This window comes from Paenibacillus sp. FSL P2-0322, from assembly GCF_037975315.1.
Taxonomy (GTDB): Bacteria; Bacillota; Bacilli; order Paenibacillales; family Paenibacillaceae; genus Paenibacillus; species Paenibacillus polymyxa_B.
Window position 1 is genome coordinate 1,100,275 of record NZ_CP150243.1, and the last position, 17,253, is coordinate 1,117,527.

General features: G+C 46.2%; 17 protein-coding genes. 13 read left to right on the forward strand and 4 right to left on the reverse strand.

The window, feature by feature from the left end; translation table 11 throughout:
- Nucleotides 1–40: 40 nt before the first annotated feature.
- The 13 genes from MKY24_RS04990 to MKY24_RS05050 all read left to right on the forward strand — a co-directional run bounded on the left by MKY24_RS04990 (nt 41) and on the right by MKY24_RS05050 (nt 12,686).
- Nucleotides 41–616 carry a TerD family protein gene (locus tag MKY24_RS04990; RefSeq protein WP_023987193.1) on the forward strand — a complete coding sequence of 192 codons (576 nt, stop codon included), beginning with the start codon at nt 41–43 and terminating at the stop codon, nt 614–616.
- A gap of 31 nt (nt 617–647) precedes the next feature.
- Nucleotides 648–1,229 carry a TerD family protein gene (locus MKY24_RS04995; protein WP_023987194.1) on the forward strand — a complete coding sequence of 194 codons (582 nt, stop codon included), beginning with the start codon at nt 648–650 and terminating at the stop codon, nt 1,227–1,229.
- Between the two features lie 102 nt (nt 1,230–1,331).
- Nucleotides 1,332–2,600 (forward strand): TerD family protein, encoded by a 1,269-nt coding sequence (locus MKY24_RS05000; RefSeq protein ID WP_339201508.1) that lies wholly within the window; start codon nt 1,332–1,334, stop codon nt 2,598–2,600.
- Between the two features lie 26 nt (nt 2,601–2,626).
- The gene (locus tag MKY24_RS05005) at nt 2,627–3,361 is read left to right on the forward strand and encodes a TerC family protein (RefSeq protein ID WP_023987196.1); all 735 of its coding nucleotides are present in this window, start codon (nt 2,627–2,629) and stop codon (nt 3,359–3,361) included.
- Nucleotides 3,362–3,528: 167 nt separating this feature from the next.
- On the forward strand, nt 3,529–4,716 hold the full coding sequence (locus MKY24_RS05010) for an HpcH/HpaI aldolase/citrate lyase family protein (protein ID WP_028542072.1): 1,188 nt from the start codon (nt 3,529–3,531) through the stop codon (nt 4,714–4,716).
- A gap of 52 nt (nt 4,717–4,768) precedes the next feature.
- Nucleotides 4,769–6,115 (forward strand): phosphoribosyltransferase family protein, encoded by a 1,347-nt coding sequence (locus MKY24_RS05015; RefSeq protein WP_339202270.1) that lies wholly within the window; start codon nt 4,769–4,771, stop codon nt 6,113–6,115.
- Complete coding sequence (locus tag MKY24_RS05020; RefSeq protein WP_023987199.1) at nt 6,112–7,263, forward strand: cysteine protease StiP family protein; 1,152 nt, start codon at nt 6,112–6,114, stop codon at nt 7,261–7,263. The genes MKY24_RS05015 and MKY24_RS05020 overlap by 4 nt, the downstream gene beginning before the upstream one ends.
- Nucleotides 7,260–8,096, forward strand: coding sequence for an HAD family hydrolase (locus MKY24_RS05025; RefSeq protein ID WP_023987200.1), 837 nt, complete (start codon nt 7,260–7,262; stop codon nt 8,094–8,096). The genes MKY24_RS05020 and MKY24_RS05025 overlap by 4 nt, the downstream gene beginning before the upstream one ends.
- A gap of 17 nt (nt 8,097–8,113) precedes the next feature.
- Nucleotides 8,114–9,145: an ATP-grasp domain-containing protein gene (locus tag MKY24_RS05030; RefSeq protein WP_076161246.1), complete on the forward strand. Its 1,032-nt coding sequence runs from the start codon at nt 8,114–8,116 to the stop codon at nt 9,143–9,145.
- Between the two features lie 58 nt (nt 9,146–9,203).
- Nucleotides 9,204–9,884, forward strand: a complete 681-nt coding sequence (locus tag MKY24_RS05035; RefSeq protein ID WP_339201509.1) for a hypothetical protein — start codon at nt 9,204–9,206, stop codon at nt 9,882–9,884.
- Nucleotides 9,885–9,982: 98 nt separating this feature from the next.
- A complete protein-coding gene (locus MKY24_RS05040) occupies nt 9,983–11,083 on the forward strand; it encodes a toxic anion resistance protein (RefSeq protein WP_339201510.1) in 1,101 nt (366 codons plus the stop codon).
- 336 nt (nt 11,084–11,419) lie between these two features.
- A complete protein-coding gene (locus tag MKY24_RS05045; protein ID WP_023987205.1) occupies nt 11,420–11,965 on the forward strand; it encodes a hypothetical protein in 546 nt (181 codons plus the stop codon).
- A 43-nt stretch (nt 11,966–12,008) separates the two neighbouring features.
- On the forward strand, nt 12,009–12,686 hold the full coding sequence (locus MKY24_RS05050; protein ID WP_071559138.1) for a VWA domain-containing protein: 678 nt from the start codon (nt 12,009–12,011) through the stop codon (nt 12,684–12,686).
- A gap of 251 nt (nt 12,687–12,937) precedes the next feature.
- On the opposite strand, the gene MKY24_RS05055 is transcribed toward MKY24_RS05050, so the two are convergent.
- The 4 genes from MKY24_RS05055 to MKY24_RS05070 form a co-directional block, all read right to left on the reverse strand.
- On the reverse strand, nt 12,938–13,318 hold the full coding sequence (locus tag MKY24_RS05055) for a DUF3899 domain-containing protein (protein WP_028542076.1): 381 nt from the start codon (nt 13,316–13,318) through the stop codon (nt 12,938–12,940).
- Nucleotides 13,318–14,961, reverse strand: coding sequence for a peptide ABC transporter substrate-binding protein (locus MKY24_RS05060; protein ID WP_339201511.1), 1,644 nt, complete (start codon nt 14,959–14,961; stop codon nt 13,318–13,320). The genes MKY24_RS05055 and MKY24_RS05060 overlap by 1 nt, the downstream gene beginning before the upstream one ends.
- Nucleotides 14,962–15,156: 195 nt before the next feature.
- Entirely contained in the window at nt 15,157–16,107 is a 951-nt protein-coding gene (locus tag MKY24_RS05065; protein ID WP_023987209.1) for an ABC transporter permease, read from the reverse strand.
- A 1-nt stretch (nt 16,108) separates the two neighbouring features.
- On the reverse strand, nt 16,109–17,035 hold the full coding sequence (locus MKY24_RS05070) for an ABC transporter permease (protein ID WP_023987210.1): 927 nt from the start codon (nt 17,033–17,035) through the stop codon (nt 16,109–16,111).
- Nucleotides 17,036–17,253: the final 218 nt, after the last annotated feature.

The window sequence follows — 17,253 nt, forward strand, 5'->3', positions numbered from 1 at the left end:
TTGCTCATACAAAACTTAATGTGAAAAGGGGTTCTTACTCATGGCAATTAACTTATCCAAAGGTCAAAAAATCGATTTGACGAAAACAAATCCAGGTTTGTCTAAAATCACAGTTGGTCTCGGTTGGGACACAAACAAATACGATGGCGGTAAAGATTTTGACTTGGACGTATCCGTGTTTTTGGCTAATGCGGAAGGTAAAGTAGAATCCGATAAGAACTTTGTCTTTTTTAATAACCCACAAAATGAGAACGGCTCTGTCATTCATACAGGGGATAACCGCACAGGTGATGGCGACGGAGATGACGAGCAAATTAAAATTGATCTGGGTAGCGTGCCAGCTAACGTTGAAAAGATCGCTTTTACGATTACAATCTATGAAGCACAAGAACGCAGCCAAAACTTTGGACAAGTGTCCCGTGCTTACGCTCGTATCGTAAATGAAGCAAACAATGAAGAATTGGTCCGCTTTGATCTGGGAGAAGATTTCTCGATCGAAACAGGCGTTGTTGTAGGCGAACTGTATCGCCATAGCGGTGAGTGGAAGTTCAATGCCATTGGTAGCGGCTACCAAGATGGTCTTGCAGGATTGACGCGCGATTACGGTTTGGCGTAAAAAATCTATACAAAGAAAGCAGGTATGCGGAATGACCATTAGCCTTTCCAAAGGACAGCGTATTGATCTGACCAAAACGAATCCCGGCTTGACTCGTGTCGTTGTAGGTCTTGGATGGGATACGAATAAATACAGTGGTGGCGCGGACTTTGACCTGGATGCTTCGGCTTTCCTACTTTATGAAGACGGTAAAGCCAAAGCTGCGGATGATTTTGTATTTTACAACAACCCGACAGGCGGAGCAGGATCGGTTACTCATACGGGCGATAACCGCACAGGTGAGGGCGATGGGGATGACGAGCAAATCATCGTTGATTTCTCGAAGATTCCTGCGAACATCCACCGTATCGGGATTACGGTTACCATTTATGATTACGAGGCACGCGCGCAAAACTTTGGTCAAGTGTCCAATGCTTTTGTACGTGTGGTAGATGCGGCAACAGATCGTGAAGTGCTGCGCTACGATTTGGGAGAAGATTTCTCCACCGAAACGGCCGTCGTATTCTGTGAATTTTACCGTCAGAATGCGGACTGGAAATTCCAGGCTATCGGTAGTGGCTTTGCTGGTGGATTGGGTGCGCTTGCTAAAAACTATGGCTTGGACGCTCAATAATATCCACTTGGGGTGGTGTCCATAGGGCGCTACCCTTTCTTTTTAAGCTATTAAATTAGCGTACGCTGACACATGACAAACGGACAGAAAGGTGACACAATCATGGCTGTTATCGTAGTAAAGGGACAGAAGGCGGATTTGACGAAAACAAATCCGGGCCTGACCCATGTCAACGTAGGGATTGGCTGGGAGTCCCCAGCGTCTCTGGAGCTGGATACTTCGGCATTTTTGCTGGGTCCTGGAGGAAAAGTATCGGGCGATGAGGACTTAATTTTTTATAACAATCCGACCACGCCCTTTATCACCTATTCAGACGGACAACAGTCCGGTGACAAAAAGCAATTTGCCCTTGATCTGACGCGAATTCCTGCAAACATCGAGAAGATTGCGTTTACGCTAACGATTTATGATGCGGATCAGAAACGGCAAAATTTTGGACAGGTTCAAGGTGGGTTCATTCGTTTTGCTCATCCGGTTAGCGGAGAGGTTTTGCGGTTTAATTTGGACAGTGGATTTACAGTAGAAACGGCGATTGTCATTGGTGAACTGTATCGTCATAACGGGGAATGGAAATTCAACGCGATTGGCGCAGGTTTTTCCGGTGGATTGGATGCGTTGTGCGTTAATTTTGGGATTGAAGTGGAAAATAATCCAGCTCCCCCCACGCCAGTGCCTACACCTCCGTCCACAGCGCCTCGGCCAGCACCAACGCCGCCACCAGTACCACCTGCTCCAAAGCCAGAGCCATCTGCAACACCGGTGAATCTGAATCTGCGGAAAATTGAGCTGAAGAAGAAGGGCGACACCATCAACCTGAAAAAAGGCTCAGGCGGATTGGGTGAAATCCTGATCAATCTGAACTGGAATCAGGTGCAGCAAAGCAAGGGCTTTTTCAATCGCGGCTCCAAGGGTGTCGATCTGGATCTGGGCTGCTTGTATGAGATGAAGAACGGAGATAAAGGCGTTGTGCAGGCGCTCGGGGAAGTTTTCGGTTCTCTAAATCGCTTCCCGTACATTGCTCTGGATGGCGACGACCGTACAGGCTCTGTGAAAACAGGGGAAAATCTTCGCATTAATGGTGCTAAAATTTCTGAAATTAAGCGAATTTTGGTATTCACCTTCATCTATGAAGGAGTCACGAACTGGTCACAAGCGGACGGGGTAGTCACGCTGTACCAGAAGGATGGGCCGGACATTATCGTTCACATGAATGAACATGACAATCGCAAAGGGATGTGTGCGATTGCCATGATTCAAAATGTAAACGATGAAACGTTCAGCATTGAAAGACTCGTGCAGTTCTATGGCGGTCATCGTGAGTTGGATCGGGCCTATAACTGGGGCATGCGCTGGTCGCAGGGTAGCAAATAAATTGAATTATCGGAGGCACTCTTTTCATGTTGAATGATTTGTTTAAAAATATCAGCGAAAACTATGGCCATTTCTTTTCATGGAGTGATGTTGTAGCTACGCTTACTGATCCAGTGAGTTGGGGGATTATAGGAACTCTCATTTTGCTGGAAGGACTTTTATCGGCGGATAACGCCTTGGTTCTCGCAGTTATGGTTAAACACTTACCCAAGGAACAACAGAAGAGAGCCTTATTTTACGGGATTTTGGGTGCGTATATATTCAGGTTCCTGGCTATCGGCTTGGGTACATTCCTGATTAAGTTCACACTGATTAAGGTACTGGGTGCGGCTTATCTGCTCTATATCGCTTATAAGGGCTTATTCAAGTCCGAAGGTGATGGAGAAGTGAAAAACAAACCTACTTCTTTTTGGAAAACCGTATTAATGGTCGAACTAATGGATATTGCCTTCAGTATTGACAGCGTCATTGCCGCTTTCGGTGTGAGCGAGAAAGTATGGGTTCTGTTCCTGGGTGGTATTCTCGGCGTTCTGATGATGCGTGGTGTTGCTCAAGTGTTCCTCAAGCTCATTGATAAATTTCCGGAACTGGAACAGACAGCCTTTATTATGATCGCCATTATCGGGGGTAAAATGCTGGCTGCTGCTTTTGGCTTTCATATGTCGCAGGTTTTATTCTTCGGCATTTTGATTGCTGTCTTTGTAGGCACAATGGTTATCAGCTCGGCGAAAAGAAAGAAAAAGGCCGACAAAGAGGCTTAATGTACAAAGTATAGCGAAATCCCTCCTGAAACTAAGGGGGGATTTCTTTTATACCCGAAGCACAGGGCTTCAGTCAGGCAAGAAAGAGCAAGAGGAGGGGAAGGGCCCTGAAATATTTTAATGATTTAACCTCTGAGGAAGTAGAAGCGATCTTTTATACTCCACCGTTGGAGTTTCATAACCGTTCTCCCAAAAGTATATTGGCTTATGCAATAGGAGCAGCTTTGTACATGCCTGCTACCCGCTCGGAGGTAGCGGAAGAGATCAAAAATGGAAAACATGAAGGACTAACAACGGTCATTTTGGATTTGGAGGATGCTATAGGGGATCACCAAGTCGGACAGGCGGAACAATCACTGGCACAGCAGCTGCTTCAACTATTATCCTATGTACGGACGGGGATGATGAGTGAACAGCAATTACCTTTGTTATTTGTGCGTGTGCGCTCTGTGGAGCAGTTGGAACGACTGCTGAACGGTTTGGGAGAATCTTTGTCGCTGCTCACGGGCTTTGTCTTACCCAAGTTCTCTTCTGATAATGGACGGGCGTATTTTGCACTCATTTCCGAATATAACCGGAATATGCATACAGGGGCAGGAAACGCAAGCGACATGCCTGTGCTGTACGGATTACCGATTCTTGAAAGCTCCAAAATCATATATCGGGAAACCCGCTGGAAAGAGCTGCTGTCAATTAAGGAAATTTTAGACGAGTACCAGGAATATGTGCTCAATGTACGAATTGGGGCAACCGATTTCTCCAGTCTGTATGGCTTGAGACGCAGCCCGGATATTACGATTTATGAAATTGCCGTCATTCGGGATTGCATCGCAGATATTATTAACTTGTTTGGACGCGTGGGCTCAAATTATGTCATTTCCGGTCCTGTATGGGAATATTTCTCTCACCGAGAACGTGTCTTTAAACCTCAATTAAGAGTGTCTCCTTTCGAAGATGCACTTGGAAAGCCGGGAAGACACTTGCGGATGGACTTCATCTCAGATGCCGTAGACGGACTGATTCGAGAAGTCATGATGGACAAAGAGAATGGGATTATCGGCAAAACGATTATTCATCCCTCCCATATTAAACCGGTACAGGCCATGTATGCGGTGACACATGAAGAGTATATGGATGCACTTGAAATTGTTGAGCGTAACGACGGTAGTCTGGGTGTATTCAAAAGTACCTATGCCAACAAAATGAATGAAATTAAGCCGCATTTGAATTGGGCTCATCGTATTATCAATAGATCAAAAGTATACGGGGTGTTACATGAACAACAACATTTTGTCAGTCTCTTACCCAACCACGAAAACACATCTGCTGCCAATCCTGGAGCAGTTCAGCGTTAAAATTACGGAGACGCATAATCCATTCCGCCTTCCTGTGGACAAGCTGTTTGCGATGGCGGCACGGGTCAATAAAAAGCGTTCGTTTTTGTTTGTCAGCAAGGTGCTGGGCAAGCATATTCCGGTAAACCCATACACTTCTCTGCTCAGTGGTGCGGCGCTGGCGATTCTACTATATAAGGAGCTTGTCCCGCAGGCAGGACAACAAATGGATGAACTGATTGGAGAGGCCGTGAGAGGACTTCTTGACCCGGACTATGCGAAAGAGGCCTACCGAAAGCTGATGGATGAACGTCTAGCTTTTGCTTTTACGGAGCCGATCAAGTTTGTTGGTTTTGCCGAGACGGCTACAGCATTGGGACACAGCATGTATCGGTTGTTTGACGACGGAGCCTCGTATATTCATACGACGCGCGAGGATATTCCGGGCCTTCGGCCTATTATTCGGTTTGAAGAAGAGCATTCGCACGCTGTTGACCATCGTTGCTATGCACTGGATGAAGATGCTTTTGCGGGAGATGGCTCGATTGTGCTGGTAGATGATGAAATTACGACGGGAAAAACAACGCTTAATATCATACGGGATATTCAGGAGCATTTTCCGCGTAAGCAGTATGTGATTGCTTCATTATTGGATTGGCGGACAGACAGCGATGAGCAGGCTTTCACTGATCTGGAGGCAGAGCTAGGCATTACGATTACGCCTTTAAGCTTGCTCAAAGGAAAGATTGAGGTACAGGGAGTACCCATATTGGATCACGCAGAATATGCTGGACAGGCTGGGCACCCAGAACATGCAGCCACTAGCATGGCAGAGGTTAATAAAGACGCTTCTGGGATAATTGACCACCGTTTTGAAAAGGATACTTCCGGTTTTGAGCGGGTAGTACACAGTTCCATGTCAACGGACGGATACGCGAATACAGCTCCTTATCTAAAATATACAGGCCGTTTTGGTCTACAATCCGCTGACAATTCAGCGTTGGATGAAGAAATCACGCGTACAGCTGAACGACTGAACGAACTTCGTTCTGGGCAACGCACGCTGGTTATGGGCACGGGGGAATTCATGTACATTCCAATGCGGATTGCAGCAGAGTTAGGTCCGGATGTGTATTTTCAATCGACGACACGCAGCCCGGTGTATCCCCACCGCGAAGAAGGGTATGGAGTCGCTTGTGGTGTGACATATCCATCACCTGAGGACAGTACGATACGCAATTTTATTTATAATGTAGACCCCGGTCAGTATGACGAAATATTCGTTTTGATGGAAAGGGAGTCGGACCCAGAGCGGATGAACCCCATGCTGGAGGCTTTGACCCGTCTGGGCTGCGATAAAGTGCATGTCGTTTATTTTAACGGTTTAACTAGTCAGGAGAGTAAAGGAGCGCGGATATGAAGCAAGCACTCATGGAGCAAATACAGCAGAAGAACATTCATCCGCCCGAACCGCTGGGCAGTTATCCTGCCTCGGATGTCACTTTTTTATTGAAGGATTTGAGCCGGGTTACGTTGGAAAAAGGGACGGAGGATCGTGAAGAGGCGATTCAGTCGGGAGTCCATTATTCAGAAATGCTGCCAGTGGAATACGAGCCCACAGCAGAGTATATTGCACTGTTTCACGAAACGCTTGCCCAATCTGCCAAAAAGGTTGCATTAGCGGCAGCTTCTGTGGCTGAGATGATTGTGAGAAAAAGAGGCCTGAACACGGCGATTGTTTCTCTTGCCAGAGCAGGGACGCCCATTGGTATCCTGATCAAGCGTTATATTGACTGGAAGTATGGCGTATCCTTGCCGCATTACAGCATTTCTATTATTCGTGGCAAAGGCATTGACCGGAATGCGATTTTATACATTTTACAGCAGCATGGACTGGAGATTGAACTTCAGTTTGTCGATGGCTGGACGGGGAAAGGGGCGATTCGCCAGGTATTGATTGAGGCCTGTCGTGAGATGAACGCGGATTACGGGTTGCGTCTAAATGATGATCTGGCGGTGCTGGCCGATCCGGGCAGATGTTCAGAAACCTTTGGTACACGAGAAGATTATTTGATTCCAAGTGCTTGTCTGAATTCGACTGTATCAGGTTTGATGAGTCGGACGGTATTACGCGACGATCTCATAGGCCCTGACGATTTCCATGGGGCCAAATTTTATGAATCCTGGCGGTCAGTGGATCAGTCCAATACGTTTGTGGATACGGTATCCGGGTACTTTCAAGACGTGGCTGAAACGGCCGTTGCATATGCTGAACAAATGACATTGAATCCGCCTGCGGTGACATGGCAGGGCTTACGGGATATTGAGGCGATTCAGCAGGCATTTGGTATTCGGGATATCAATTTGGTCAAGCCCGGAGTGGGGGAGACGACTCGTGTACTGCTGCGCAGAGTGCCGTGGAAAATTCTGATTGACCGCGAAGATAATCCGAATCTTCAGCATATTATGCTGCTGGCAAAGGATCGTGGAGTGCCTGTAGAGGTATTTGAAGGATTGACTTATTCCTGCTGCGGAATTATCAAGCCGCTCAAGGGGGGACAAGAATGATCTACGCAAGTGATCTGGATCAGACACTGATTTACTCCAAACGTTCGCTTGGCGTACCGCTGGAATCCCCTGGTCTGTTGCCTGCGGAACAGATAGACGGGGCGACGTCGGCTTTTATTTCTGAACAAGCCCTGCAATTGCTAAAGACACTGCCTGAAGATGTGATGTTTATGCCCGTGACGACTCGGACGATAGAACAGTATAGACGAATCACTGTGTTTCAGACGGAGTTGGTTCCCGCATATGCCGTGACGAGTAATGGTGGAAACATCATCGTCGGAGGCGAGGTGGATCGAGAGTGGAATCGGCGTATTCATGAACAAGTACGCCGTGATGGTGCTCATGCGGAAGAAGCTCGTCAGGTGTTCGGACAGGTGCTGGATGAAGACTGGGTCGTAAACGAACGCTTTTGCGACGAGTTATTCTATGCTTTCATGATTGAACGGGATCGTATGCCGCTGGAACAGGTGCTGGAGAAGGCGCGAATCATGCGTGAAATGGGCTGGGAGGTATCCATTCAAGGTCGTAAGATATATCTGGTGCCTGCGGCGGTGAATAAACAGGCAGCCGTGGAGCATATCCGTAATCTCACGAATGGAGGGGCTGTGGTTGCGTCCGGTGACTCTTTGCTGGACCGATGTCTGCTGGACTATGCCGATTATGCGATTGCTCCCCGTCATGGTGAATTGTATCGGGAACAGCTGCGGGATAAGCTGGAGGTCAATTACCGTTTTACAGAAGTGTCGGGGGTTTATGCAGCGGACGAAATCATGGCGTATGTTCATGCAATACACCGGAGTGTATTCGCAGCTCAAACTTCATTTTCAGAATAGATAGGGGACGTGGCTCTGTGAAGAAGGTTAAGGTGTATTTTAACCGCTGGTTTTCAGTGGCGTATCATTATATGAATGCTATTCGTAACAATGAGGACGGTATTCCGTTCGAGATCTATGCGACACACTCAGATCCGCAGCACATGGCGCTACAGGCCAGTGATGTGGCTGAAGTAGAGCCTCGCACCAGTGGTGTGGAGTACGCACAATTCTGCGCTGATTTTTGCAAGCGGCACGGAATTGATGTCTTTATCCCACGGTGGAATATGCTCGATATTAGCAAGCATCTTTATTTGTTCGATGATATTGGGACAAAAGTGATGGTATGCCAAGATACCGAACTGCTGGAGCAACTGATGGAAAAGGATTTGTTTTATGAATCCATTCGTCAAAAGGACATTGTCACGATTCCCGATTATGCCATTGCCAGCAATGCCGAGCAATTTAAACAGGCATATGAGTCGTTAATAGCACTTGGACATAAGGTATGCTTCAAGCCATGTAATGCAGAAGGCGGAATGGGCTTTCGTATCATCGACAATGAACGTAATCCGCTGGAGGAACTGTTCGGCCATGCGCTGAATCATATTTCGTTCGAGGAAGCACACCGCGTATTGTCATCCACAGAATCATTTCCCAATCTGATGGTGATGGAGCTGCTGGAGGGATACGAATACAGTATTGACTGCCTGGCTGACCGGAACGGAAAGCTGCTAGCGGCAGTTCCGCGTAGGAAGGCAGGAGGACGATTACGGCTGCTGGAGCAGCATCCCGAGCTGTTGGAGGTGGCACAGAAGGTCGCTGAGGCGTATCACATTCCGTACAATTATAACATTCAGGTAAAATATAACGGCGAGCATGCCAAGCTGCTAGAGATCAATCCGCGGATGTCCGGAGGACTTCATGTATCATGTTTGTCTGGTATCAATTTTCCTTATCTAGCGGTGAAATCGGCTTTGGGTCATGAGATCGGTTCACTTCATCCGCAATACGACATTTTAGCCAGTCATATCGAGCAGCCAATCACCATACGTAAATCCGTACATTGACACACACAAATATTGTTTTCTACAATATGGTAAGGGTTTACGTCAGGAGGTACAAGCTATGACGTCAAAAATGTGGGGTGCCACGATTGCTGTGGTTAGCTACCTGATTGCGCTTTTACTAAGTTTTTGGTTGCCACTGTTTGTGTGTTTGGCGATTCCGATCATTGGTTTGGGAGGATACAGCGCCATCATGGCTGTTCGCCATCCTCGCCCCAATCTGACCGGTTCCGTGATTCCGGTGGTGCAGGAGCAGGTCGGTGAGACACAGCAGCATGAAAAGGAAGCTGCCGTTCGACCGGAGTCTATGACAGGACAAGTACGTAAATCAGTTCAGGTGAGTAGTGAATTTGCTCAGGTGATGGAGTATTTGGAGGTACTGGAGGATATGGTGATCTCCGAGGGACAGAAGGATGCGCTTGATAACGAGATTGTCGAGAAGGCGCTGGCTCTATTTGCACGTTTGCAGCGGGTCATTCCACTTTTGCATGAACTGAACAACAGCGAAGTGAATCATACGGTTCGGAGATTGATTTTGAAGGATTTGAACGGACTGATTAATCCGTTTCTTCGGCTCAGCGGCGATGCGAAGCGGACTAACCGGAGGATGTTATTAAACGGATTACGGGATGTGGACAGCAAAATATCGGTAATTGTATCTACGGTGGAGCATAAGGATCTGTTGGAATTACAGAGCAAAGCGGAGCTTATTCACCAGCGATATAGCAGTTCCGAATTGTAGGCGATTTTTTGGGAAAATAAAAAAAGTAGCAGTATAGCTGCTCTGAATAACAACGATTAGACTTGGGTAACAGTTGTTTTCAGAATAGGAGGTAGCGTATGGCGACCCCATGGGCTGAATTGAAAAAAGAAGATGAACAAAAGGTGACTGAGGAGGCTTCACAGCTGATTCAGAAGGTATCACAAAGCGATGTCATGAGCCTGGATACCTTAATGGATGATATCGGTAAGTTGGGGGTTAAAACGCAGGAACGTGCGGGGCAGACCCTTAAAATGCTGGATCGTCCGGTAAACGACCTCATGTCCGGTGATCGGAATGAGGTATCCAATATGATCTTAAAGCTGCGTGATGAATGCGAAACGCTCCAGCAGAGCAAAAATATGAGCTTTTTTGGCAAGCTCCTGCGTAAAAGCCCGTTAAAGAACTACATTTACAAGTATCAGTCGGTGAAGACGAACATCGAGAAAATCATTACTGCCTTGAGAGATGGTAAGGATAATCTGGAAGAAAACATCGTCAGCATGAGACAGTTGAAGAAGGCTTCCATTGAAGAAATCTACAATTTACAGACGAAGATTGCCTTTGGTAATCGCTTGAAAGAACTGTTTGAGACCGAGATTGCCAAGCCGGAAAACGAAAACCGTAAGCCACATCTGGAGCGGGGATTGCGCAAGGTGGTTACTCGTACACAGTCGATGACAGAAATGATTTTGTTATACAATCAGGCGATTGCAGCAACGGATATTATTAATGATAACAATGATAAACTGATTGATTCTGTAAATAATGCGATTGATAAAACATCGAATCTGATCACTGTATCGGCTATGATCGCGATGGCCCTGGCGGATCAGGATAAAATCATTTCAGCCGTCGATGCGACCAACCGTACCATTGAAGATCAATTCAAGGAAAATGCGAAGCTTCTCAAAACGACGACCGAGAGAACGACAGATCTGCTTAGCAAGCCTTCTATGTCACTGGAGGCTGTGAATCAGGCGATTGGTGATTTGGTATCTGCTTTGGATCTGTCTGAAAAATCGAATCGCCAAATTATTGAAAGCTGCCATGATTACACAAGTAAAATGACAGCAATCAATGCCAACCTTAGCCAACGCTTGGGGATCGAAGGGAAAGAACCATCCAAAACACTGAAGGATAGCAATTCTTCTGAGGGTTTAAGCTCGTTTTTGAACTGATGACAATGTAGAATAATAGCCCCAATCTATTAAAAGACGCCGGATGACTCCGAAAGGCGTCTTTTTTGGTTTGGCAGTAGCTAATAAAGGACATGATGAACATACATAGCATTCTCGTGCATAAACTTTTAAAAAGCGAATGACAAAAAGGAGAGAGCGAGCGTATGATGTCCTTTATTTTAGGGTGTGTGATTGTCTATTTACTTGTGGCTGCCAGCAGCGAAAAAGCAGATTCAATTGCGGAGTTAAATGATTCTGTGAAATAAAATTTATTATTGAAAATCATGCATTTTCTGATAGGATAGAGTTAAATATTGGAATCCCAAAGGAGAATGCATGCTGGAATTTTCATTTGAAATTATCGACGAATCGAAAATCAACATTGTATATCAGTATGGAAGCAGCAACTTCAATTTTAATTTATTTTTTAACTACGGTGTGTGGACGCTGCATCCTTTTGACGGGATTCTGCTGCAGAACAAGGAAATGTGCCGTCTGATCGTTACGGATCTGTTTAAGAACAAAGATTTTCATGTCATGCTGGCGCGCGAAAATATTTTATTGTCAACCCTGCGTACCTCTATTGATCTCAATCCCGAAACTCGGGGAGAGCGATATCAGGAACAGGAGTTTGATGAGCTGTCTGATTTTGCTGAGACACACAGCTTTGAAGAGGTACTGCAAATCGAGCAGGATTCCGTCCGCGAGCGTATGGATTTCTTCCAAAACATCATTCAAAAAATGTATATGGAAGGATTCGGTCCGGAAGACAATGATTTTAACAAGGTACAAGCTATTCTTCGCATTTATAAGGCTGCACATGACCAACTCGGAGAATTGAGCGACTTTCCCCTGAGAGGCGACGAACGACGCAGATGGTAGAGTAGGCGTACAAACGCAAACATCATAGAGGAGCGTGGGGAACATGAGCGGTATTTCTTTACTTAAAAAGAATGCGCAACTGGTACTGACTAAAAAGAATCTAACAAATGTGACTGCGAGAGTTGGATTGGTGCTCGATATTTCAGGATCTATGAGAAGTTTGTACAAAAATGGTACCGTTCAAAAGGTGTTGGAACGAATTGTTGCAGTAGCGAGTTCTTTGGATGATGATGGTGTACTGGACGTATGGGTGTATGATCACCGTTTTTCACGTTTGCCGTCCGTTACCGAAAATGACGTTGACAACTATGTTGAAAGACATATTCTGTCCAATGATTATTTGCCCAAGTTCGGTCGTAATGATGAGCCGCCTGTGATGCGCGATGTCATCGCCAAATACACCAAGGAAGAACCCTCTTCTGATCCGGCCTTTGTTATTTTTATTAATGATGGCGGTGTGAAGCGTGGAAAAGGAGATAATATCGATAACGCAGTCATTGATTCGTCAGGAGAGCCGATTTTCTGGCAATTTATCGGTGTGGGTGAGTCCGATTTTGGCGTATTAAAGAAGCTGGACAACATAGAAGGCCGTGTGGTAGATAACGCTAACTTCTTTCAAATTCAAGATATCGAATCTATGGAAGACAATGAATTGTACGAACTATTGCTTAACGAGTTCCCGTTATGGCTGCAAGAAGCCAAGGAAAAGCATATTTATTAAGGCTACTAAGTATTGTAGTATGAGCCCTTTTCAAAGTTTAATATAAAAAATGCAAAAAGAGAGAGTTCCGCTAGCAAACGCTTTGCGAAACTCTCTCTTTTCATTTTCACACCTCTAAAACGTATGGAAGCTCTACGGCGGTTGCCAGCGGAGCGGGCAGAATTGTTCTGAAGAAGCGTAGCGTTCGCGATCGGAAGAACAATCTGCACGCGCAGCGCCCACCAACCGCGAGAAAGCTTTCATACACCTAACTAGCTTATCCCCATTAATATCATCGAGCAAAGTATAAGCCCTGTCCCGCACCCCGAAGTGTATACCTTGAGATGGCGGAACATGGATGTTTTCCAGGCTGACAGAGATTCATCGGAACGCAAACGCTCATTTTCCTCTCGTAATGCCTTGGATTGACGAATGAACAACTGTCTGATGTCGGCAAATCCCCGCAGGAAGAGGGTTAGAAAACCGCTTTGCAGAACGTGGAAGATTGCACCGATCACCAAGCCCAGCAACCCCAACAGGAATAGCAGATTTGCAGTAGCCATGTTTTCACGACCATACAAGAGATGGGGTGTGGCGTACAGAATTCCTAAAGTACCGACAATCAGGGCAGAGATCCCGAAACGTAAAATCATTATTTTTCGACCCGTTTCGCAAAGCGCAGGTCTGGGTTCGAACGAGCATCAAATACGATACCTTGAATCTTAGGACTGATTAATGCCGTGTCCGCAGAGAACTGGATCGGAATAATCGGCAGATCTTCCATCAATACGTCTTCTGCCTGATGGAGCTGTTCAAAGCGTTTTGCCGGATCAAGCTCAAAGGTTGAGGATTCGATCAGTTTGTCATACTCCGGGTTGCTCCAGTTGGTAAAGTTGTTCGAATTTTTGGAAGTATAATGCCCCAATACGCCGAGTGGATCCAGGAAGTTTCCTTCCCAGCCCATACGGGCGATCTGGAAGTTCTTCTGTTTAAAGGTATCAATGTACGTTTTCCATTCCTGATTCTCCAGCGTCACTTCAACACCCAGGTTTGTTTTCAGCATTTCCTGAATCGCTTCAGCTACTTTTTTATGCTTGTCCGAAGTGTTGTATTTGAAGGTGATCGGTGGCAGCTTGGTCAAACCTTCTTCTTTCAGACCTTCGGCCAGCGATTGTTTCGCTTTTGCAGCGTCAAACTCATAGTATTTTTTCGGTGCTTCATCACGGAAGTCTTTGCCGGATGGCGTTGTTGTTCCGTATGGAACATAGCCGTAAGCCGGAGTTTCGCCACCTTTGGTTACGCTGGTAGCCAGTGCTTCGCGGTCAATCGCGTAGGCGATGGCCTGTCTGATTTTTTTATTGTCAAACGGCTTTTGTTTTACGTTAAAAGAATAGGTGTACACACTGAAAGATGGATGCGACAGGAATTCCTTGTTGCTCTTTTCCTGATCCAGTGTATCCACGGGAAGGCTCAAAATCAGATCCAGATCGCCCGTTTTATACATTTGATAATAAGTTGTGGAGTCTTGAACCATTTTAAAATTAATCGTTGCCATCGTAATGGCATCTTTGTTCCAGAATTGATCGTTTTTAGCCAGCGTAATTTGCTCGTTATGTTTCCATTCCTTGGCTACATACGCACCGTTGCCGACAATTGTGCCCGCTTCTGCTGCCCATTTGTCATTTTTCTCAACAACCGATTGGTTTACTGGCAGATAGGCATGACCCACTGCGATCGTTGGGAAGAAGCTCAGCGGCGATTTCAGCTCAACTACAAGAGTTTTATCATCTTTGGCTGTAACTCCCACGTCTTCAATTTTACCTTTGCCTGTGTTGTACGCTTCGGCACCTTTGATGTAGTAGAGGGCAGAAGGATCGTAGGCAGCTGTTTTCGGATTCAGTACCCGTTTCCAGGAGTATTCAAAATCCTTAGCTGTCAGTGGGTCACCATTCGACCATTTTGCATCATCACGGATAGTAAAGGTGTAGGTTTTGCCGTCAGGAGATACATCTACTTTGCTGGCAGCGCCTTCTACGATTTTACCGGCCTTATCGTATGTATACAGCCCTTCATACAAGTTATCAATCACAAAGTAGGACGTTGTATCTGATGCGAAAGCAGGGTCTAGCGTATAAGGCTCCCCACCTGCCAGATTGGCAGTAATTTCTTGCGGGATATCTGCTTGAGGCGTAGCGGACGGGTCGTTGCTTGCTGTTTTGTCCGAAGTACCCGAGCATCCAGCCAAAGCCGTTACGGCCAAAAGTAAGATGATCGTCATCCAATGCATTTTTTTCATCGTGGTTTTCCTCCATTACTGTGATTAGTTATGCCAAAAATAAGGTATACGTACCGGGATTTATTCATCCTCCTTTCCCGCAGGTATGCCGCGTGTGCGCACTTCGATAAAGGAACTGCCGTTTTTCCTGCGGTTAGGCGAGAAGCTGCGGATCATGGTGACACCCCTCCTTGTCCAATTTGGATCTCTCTGTTGTTAATGTTGTGAGCGCGGGTCAAGTGCATCCTGAAGTCCATCTCCAAGTGTATTGAACGCCAGCATGGTGAGCGATATCATCAGCCCGGGGAAAAATAGGCGCCACCATTGACCGCTTAAAATAACGCCAAGTGAATCGTTAGCCATCGTCCCCCAGCTGGCCGAAGGAGACTGAATCCCCAGACCGAGAAAGCTCAGGAACGATTCGGCAAAAATAGCCGACGGAATAGTGAACGTCAAATTTACAATAATGATTGCCGCTGCGTTCGGTAGCAAATGTCTGAAGATAATACGTGAATGAGATGTCCCCAAGCTGCGGGCTGCTAACACATATTCTTGCTGCTTCAGCTGTAAGATTTGCCCACGCACTACACGGGCCATACCGACCCAGCCAGTAATAGATAATGCAATAATCATCGTGAGTAGGCCTGGCTTCATAATGACGAGCAGCAGAATGATGACCAGCAGATAAGGAATACTATACAAAATTTCAATAATACGCATGAGAATGCTGTCGATCCGGTCGCCCGTTTTACCGTGCCCAGCACAATAGCCAGCAACACAGCCGACGAGAATGCCAAGCACCAAATCAATGGCGGCAGCGGCAAAGCCGATCATGAGTGAAATTCTAGCCCCGGCCCATGTCCGTGCCCATACGTCCCTCCCCAGATCATCCGTGCCAAACCAGTGCTCTCCCGAAGGAGAAAGATTCGTCTTCAAAAGGGATTGATCACTGGGTGCATAAGGAACCATGGAAGGTCCAATAATCGCCAGCACAATAATAATGATAAGTAGGGAAAGCCCCAACAGAGCAAGCTTGTTGTTAAAAAGTCTGCGTAGCCGATCCCGCCAGGGTGATTCTTTGGGTCTGGTCAACGTGGGGGTGGGGATCTGGCTGCGGTCTACAAGACTAAACAGGCTGTCCTTTTCGACAGTAGGTGCTGCTTTCATGTTAATCTCCTTTGCTGTCTAATTTGATTCGCGGATCGACAAGGCGATAGGATATATCAATTAAAAATAAAGTAACGACCAGAATGGCACTATAGAAAATGGTCGTCCCCATAATCACTGGATAATCCCGGTTAAAGATACTGTCTACGAAGTATTTACCGATGCCGGGAATGGCGAATATTTTTTCAACGACAAAGGTACCTGTAATAACGGAAGCGAATAACGGTCCGATAAAGGACAGCACCGGAATCAACGCGTTGCGTAATCCGTGACGAATGACTACTGCCCAAGAGGACAACCCTTTTGCTTTGGCAGTGCGTATGTACTCCTCATGCATAACTTCCAGCATACTCGTCCGCATAAAGCGGGCGATAACGGCAAGCGGTGAAACAGCGAGAGCCAGCGACGGAAGCACCGTATGCTGCCAGGTTCCCCATGAGGCGACCGGAAGCAGGTGCCATTGGACGGCAACATACTTGATTAACAGCGGTGCCAATATGAAGCTGGGTACGGAAATACCAACAATGGCGATAAACATCGAGATATAATCCAGTGGTCGATTATGGTGTAGAGCAGCCAGCGTTCCGAGCGAAATACCGGCAATAATCGCGACCACGATGGATTGAATACCCAGCAATGCAGAAGGTGGAAAACCTCGGGCGATAAGCATATTGACGTCCGTCGTTTTCGATTGAATAGACGGGCCCATATCCAGCACTAGCAGATTTTTTAGATACAGCACATACTGCACAGCGAGCGGCTTGTCCAGATTGTACCTGGCACGCATGTTTTGCAATACCGCTTCCGGAATCGTTTTGGAATCGTTCGAGAATGGATCACCCGGAATGATGTGCATGATGATAAACGTTAAAGTGACGATAATCCACAACGTTATGAACATCGTAAAAAGACGCTTTAAAATGTACATGGGGCTTTATTTCTCCTGTCTATCAAGCTGATTTACATACTATTGCTGCTGAAATTTTAAAATAAATAAAAGTATATAAGAATACTAGGAAATAATAAGACGGTTTAGGTGACATGTCAAGGTAAGGTTTTACATTATAGAACACAGGTCAAATTTTCGTCACAGGTTTTCCATTTATATGAGGCTAAGATTCCGCTCATTCCTCTCGACGAGTATCC

Excerpts from the sequence above, each read along its gene's own strand:
- MKY24_RS04990 (WP_023987193.1), top strand. The coding sequence starts at position 41 with ATGGCAATTAACTTATCCAAAGGTCAAAAAATCGATTTGACGAAAACA.
- MKY24_RS04995 (WP_023987194.1), top strand. The coding sequence starts at position 648 with ATGACCATTAGCCTTTCCAAAGGACAGCGTATTGATCTGACCAAAACG.
- MKY24_RS05000 (WP_339201508.1), top strand. The coding sequence starts at position 1,332 with ATGGCTGTTATCGTAGTAAAGGGACAGAAGGCGGATTTGACGAAAACA.
- MKY24_RS05005 (WP_023987196.1), top strand. The coding sequence starts at position 2,627 with ATGTTGAATGATTTGTTTAAAAATATCAGCGAAAACTATGGCCATTTC.
- MKY24_RS05015 (WP_339202270.1), top strand. The coding sequence starts at position 4,769 with ATGGCGGCACGGGTCAATAAAAAGCGTTCGTTTTTGTTTGTCAGCAAG.
- MKY24_RS05020 (WP_023987199.1), top strand. The coding sequence starts at position 6,112 with ATGAAGCAAGCACTCATGGAGCAAATACAGCAGAAGAACATTCATCCG.
- MKY24_RS05025 (WP_023987200.1), top strand. The coding sequence starts at position 7,260 with ATGATCTACGCAAGTGATCTGGATCAGACACTGATTTACTCCAAACGT.
- MKY24_RS05035 (WP_339201509.1), top strand. The coding sequence starts at position 9,204 with ATGACGTCAAAAATGTGGGGTGCCACGATTGCTGTGGTTAGCTACCTG.
- MKY24_RS05040 (WP_339201510.1), top strand. The coding sequence starts at position 9,983 with ATGGCGACCCCATGGGCTGAATTGAAAAAAGAAGATGAACAAAAGGTG.
- MKY24_RS05045 (WP_023987205.1), top strand. The coding sequence starts at position 11,420 with ATGCTGGAATTTTCATTTGAAATTATCGACGAATCGAAAATCAACATT.
- MKY24_RS05050 (WP_071559138.1), top strand. The coding sequence starts at position 12,009 with ATGAGCGGTATTTCTTTACTTAAAAAGAATGCGCAACTGGTACTGACT.
- MKY24_RS05055 (WP_028542076.1), bottom strand. The coding sequence starts at position 13,318 with ATGATTTTACGTTTCGGGATCTCTGCCCTGATTGTCGGTACTTTAGGA.
- MKY24_RS05060 (WP_339201511.1), bottom strand. The coding sequence starts at position 14,961 with ATGAAAAAAATGCATTGGATGACGATCATCTTACTTTTGGCCGTAACG.
- MKY24_RS05065 (WP_023987209.1), bottom strand. The coding sequence starts at position 16,107 with ATGAAAGCAGCACCTACTGTCGAAAAGGACAGCCTGTTTAGTCTTGTA.
- MKY24_RS05070 (WP_023987210.1), bottom strand. The coding sequence starts at position 17,035 with ATGTACATTTTAAAGCGTCTTTTTACGATGTTCATAACGTTGTGGATT.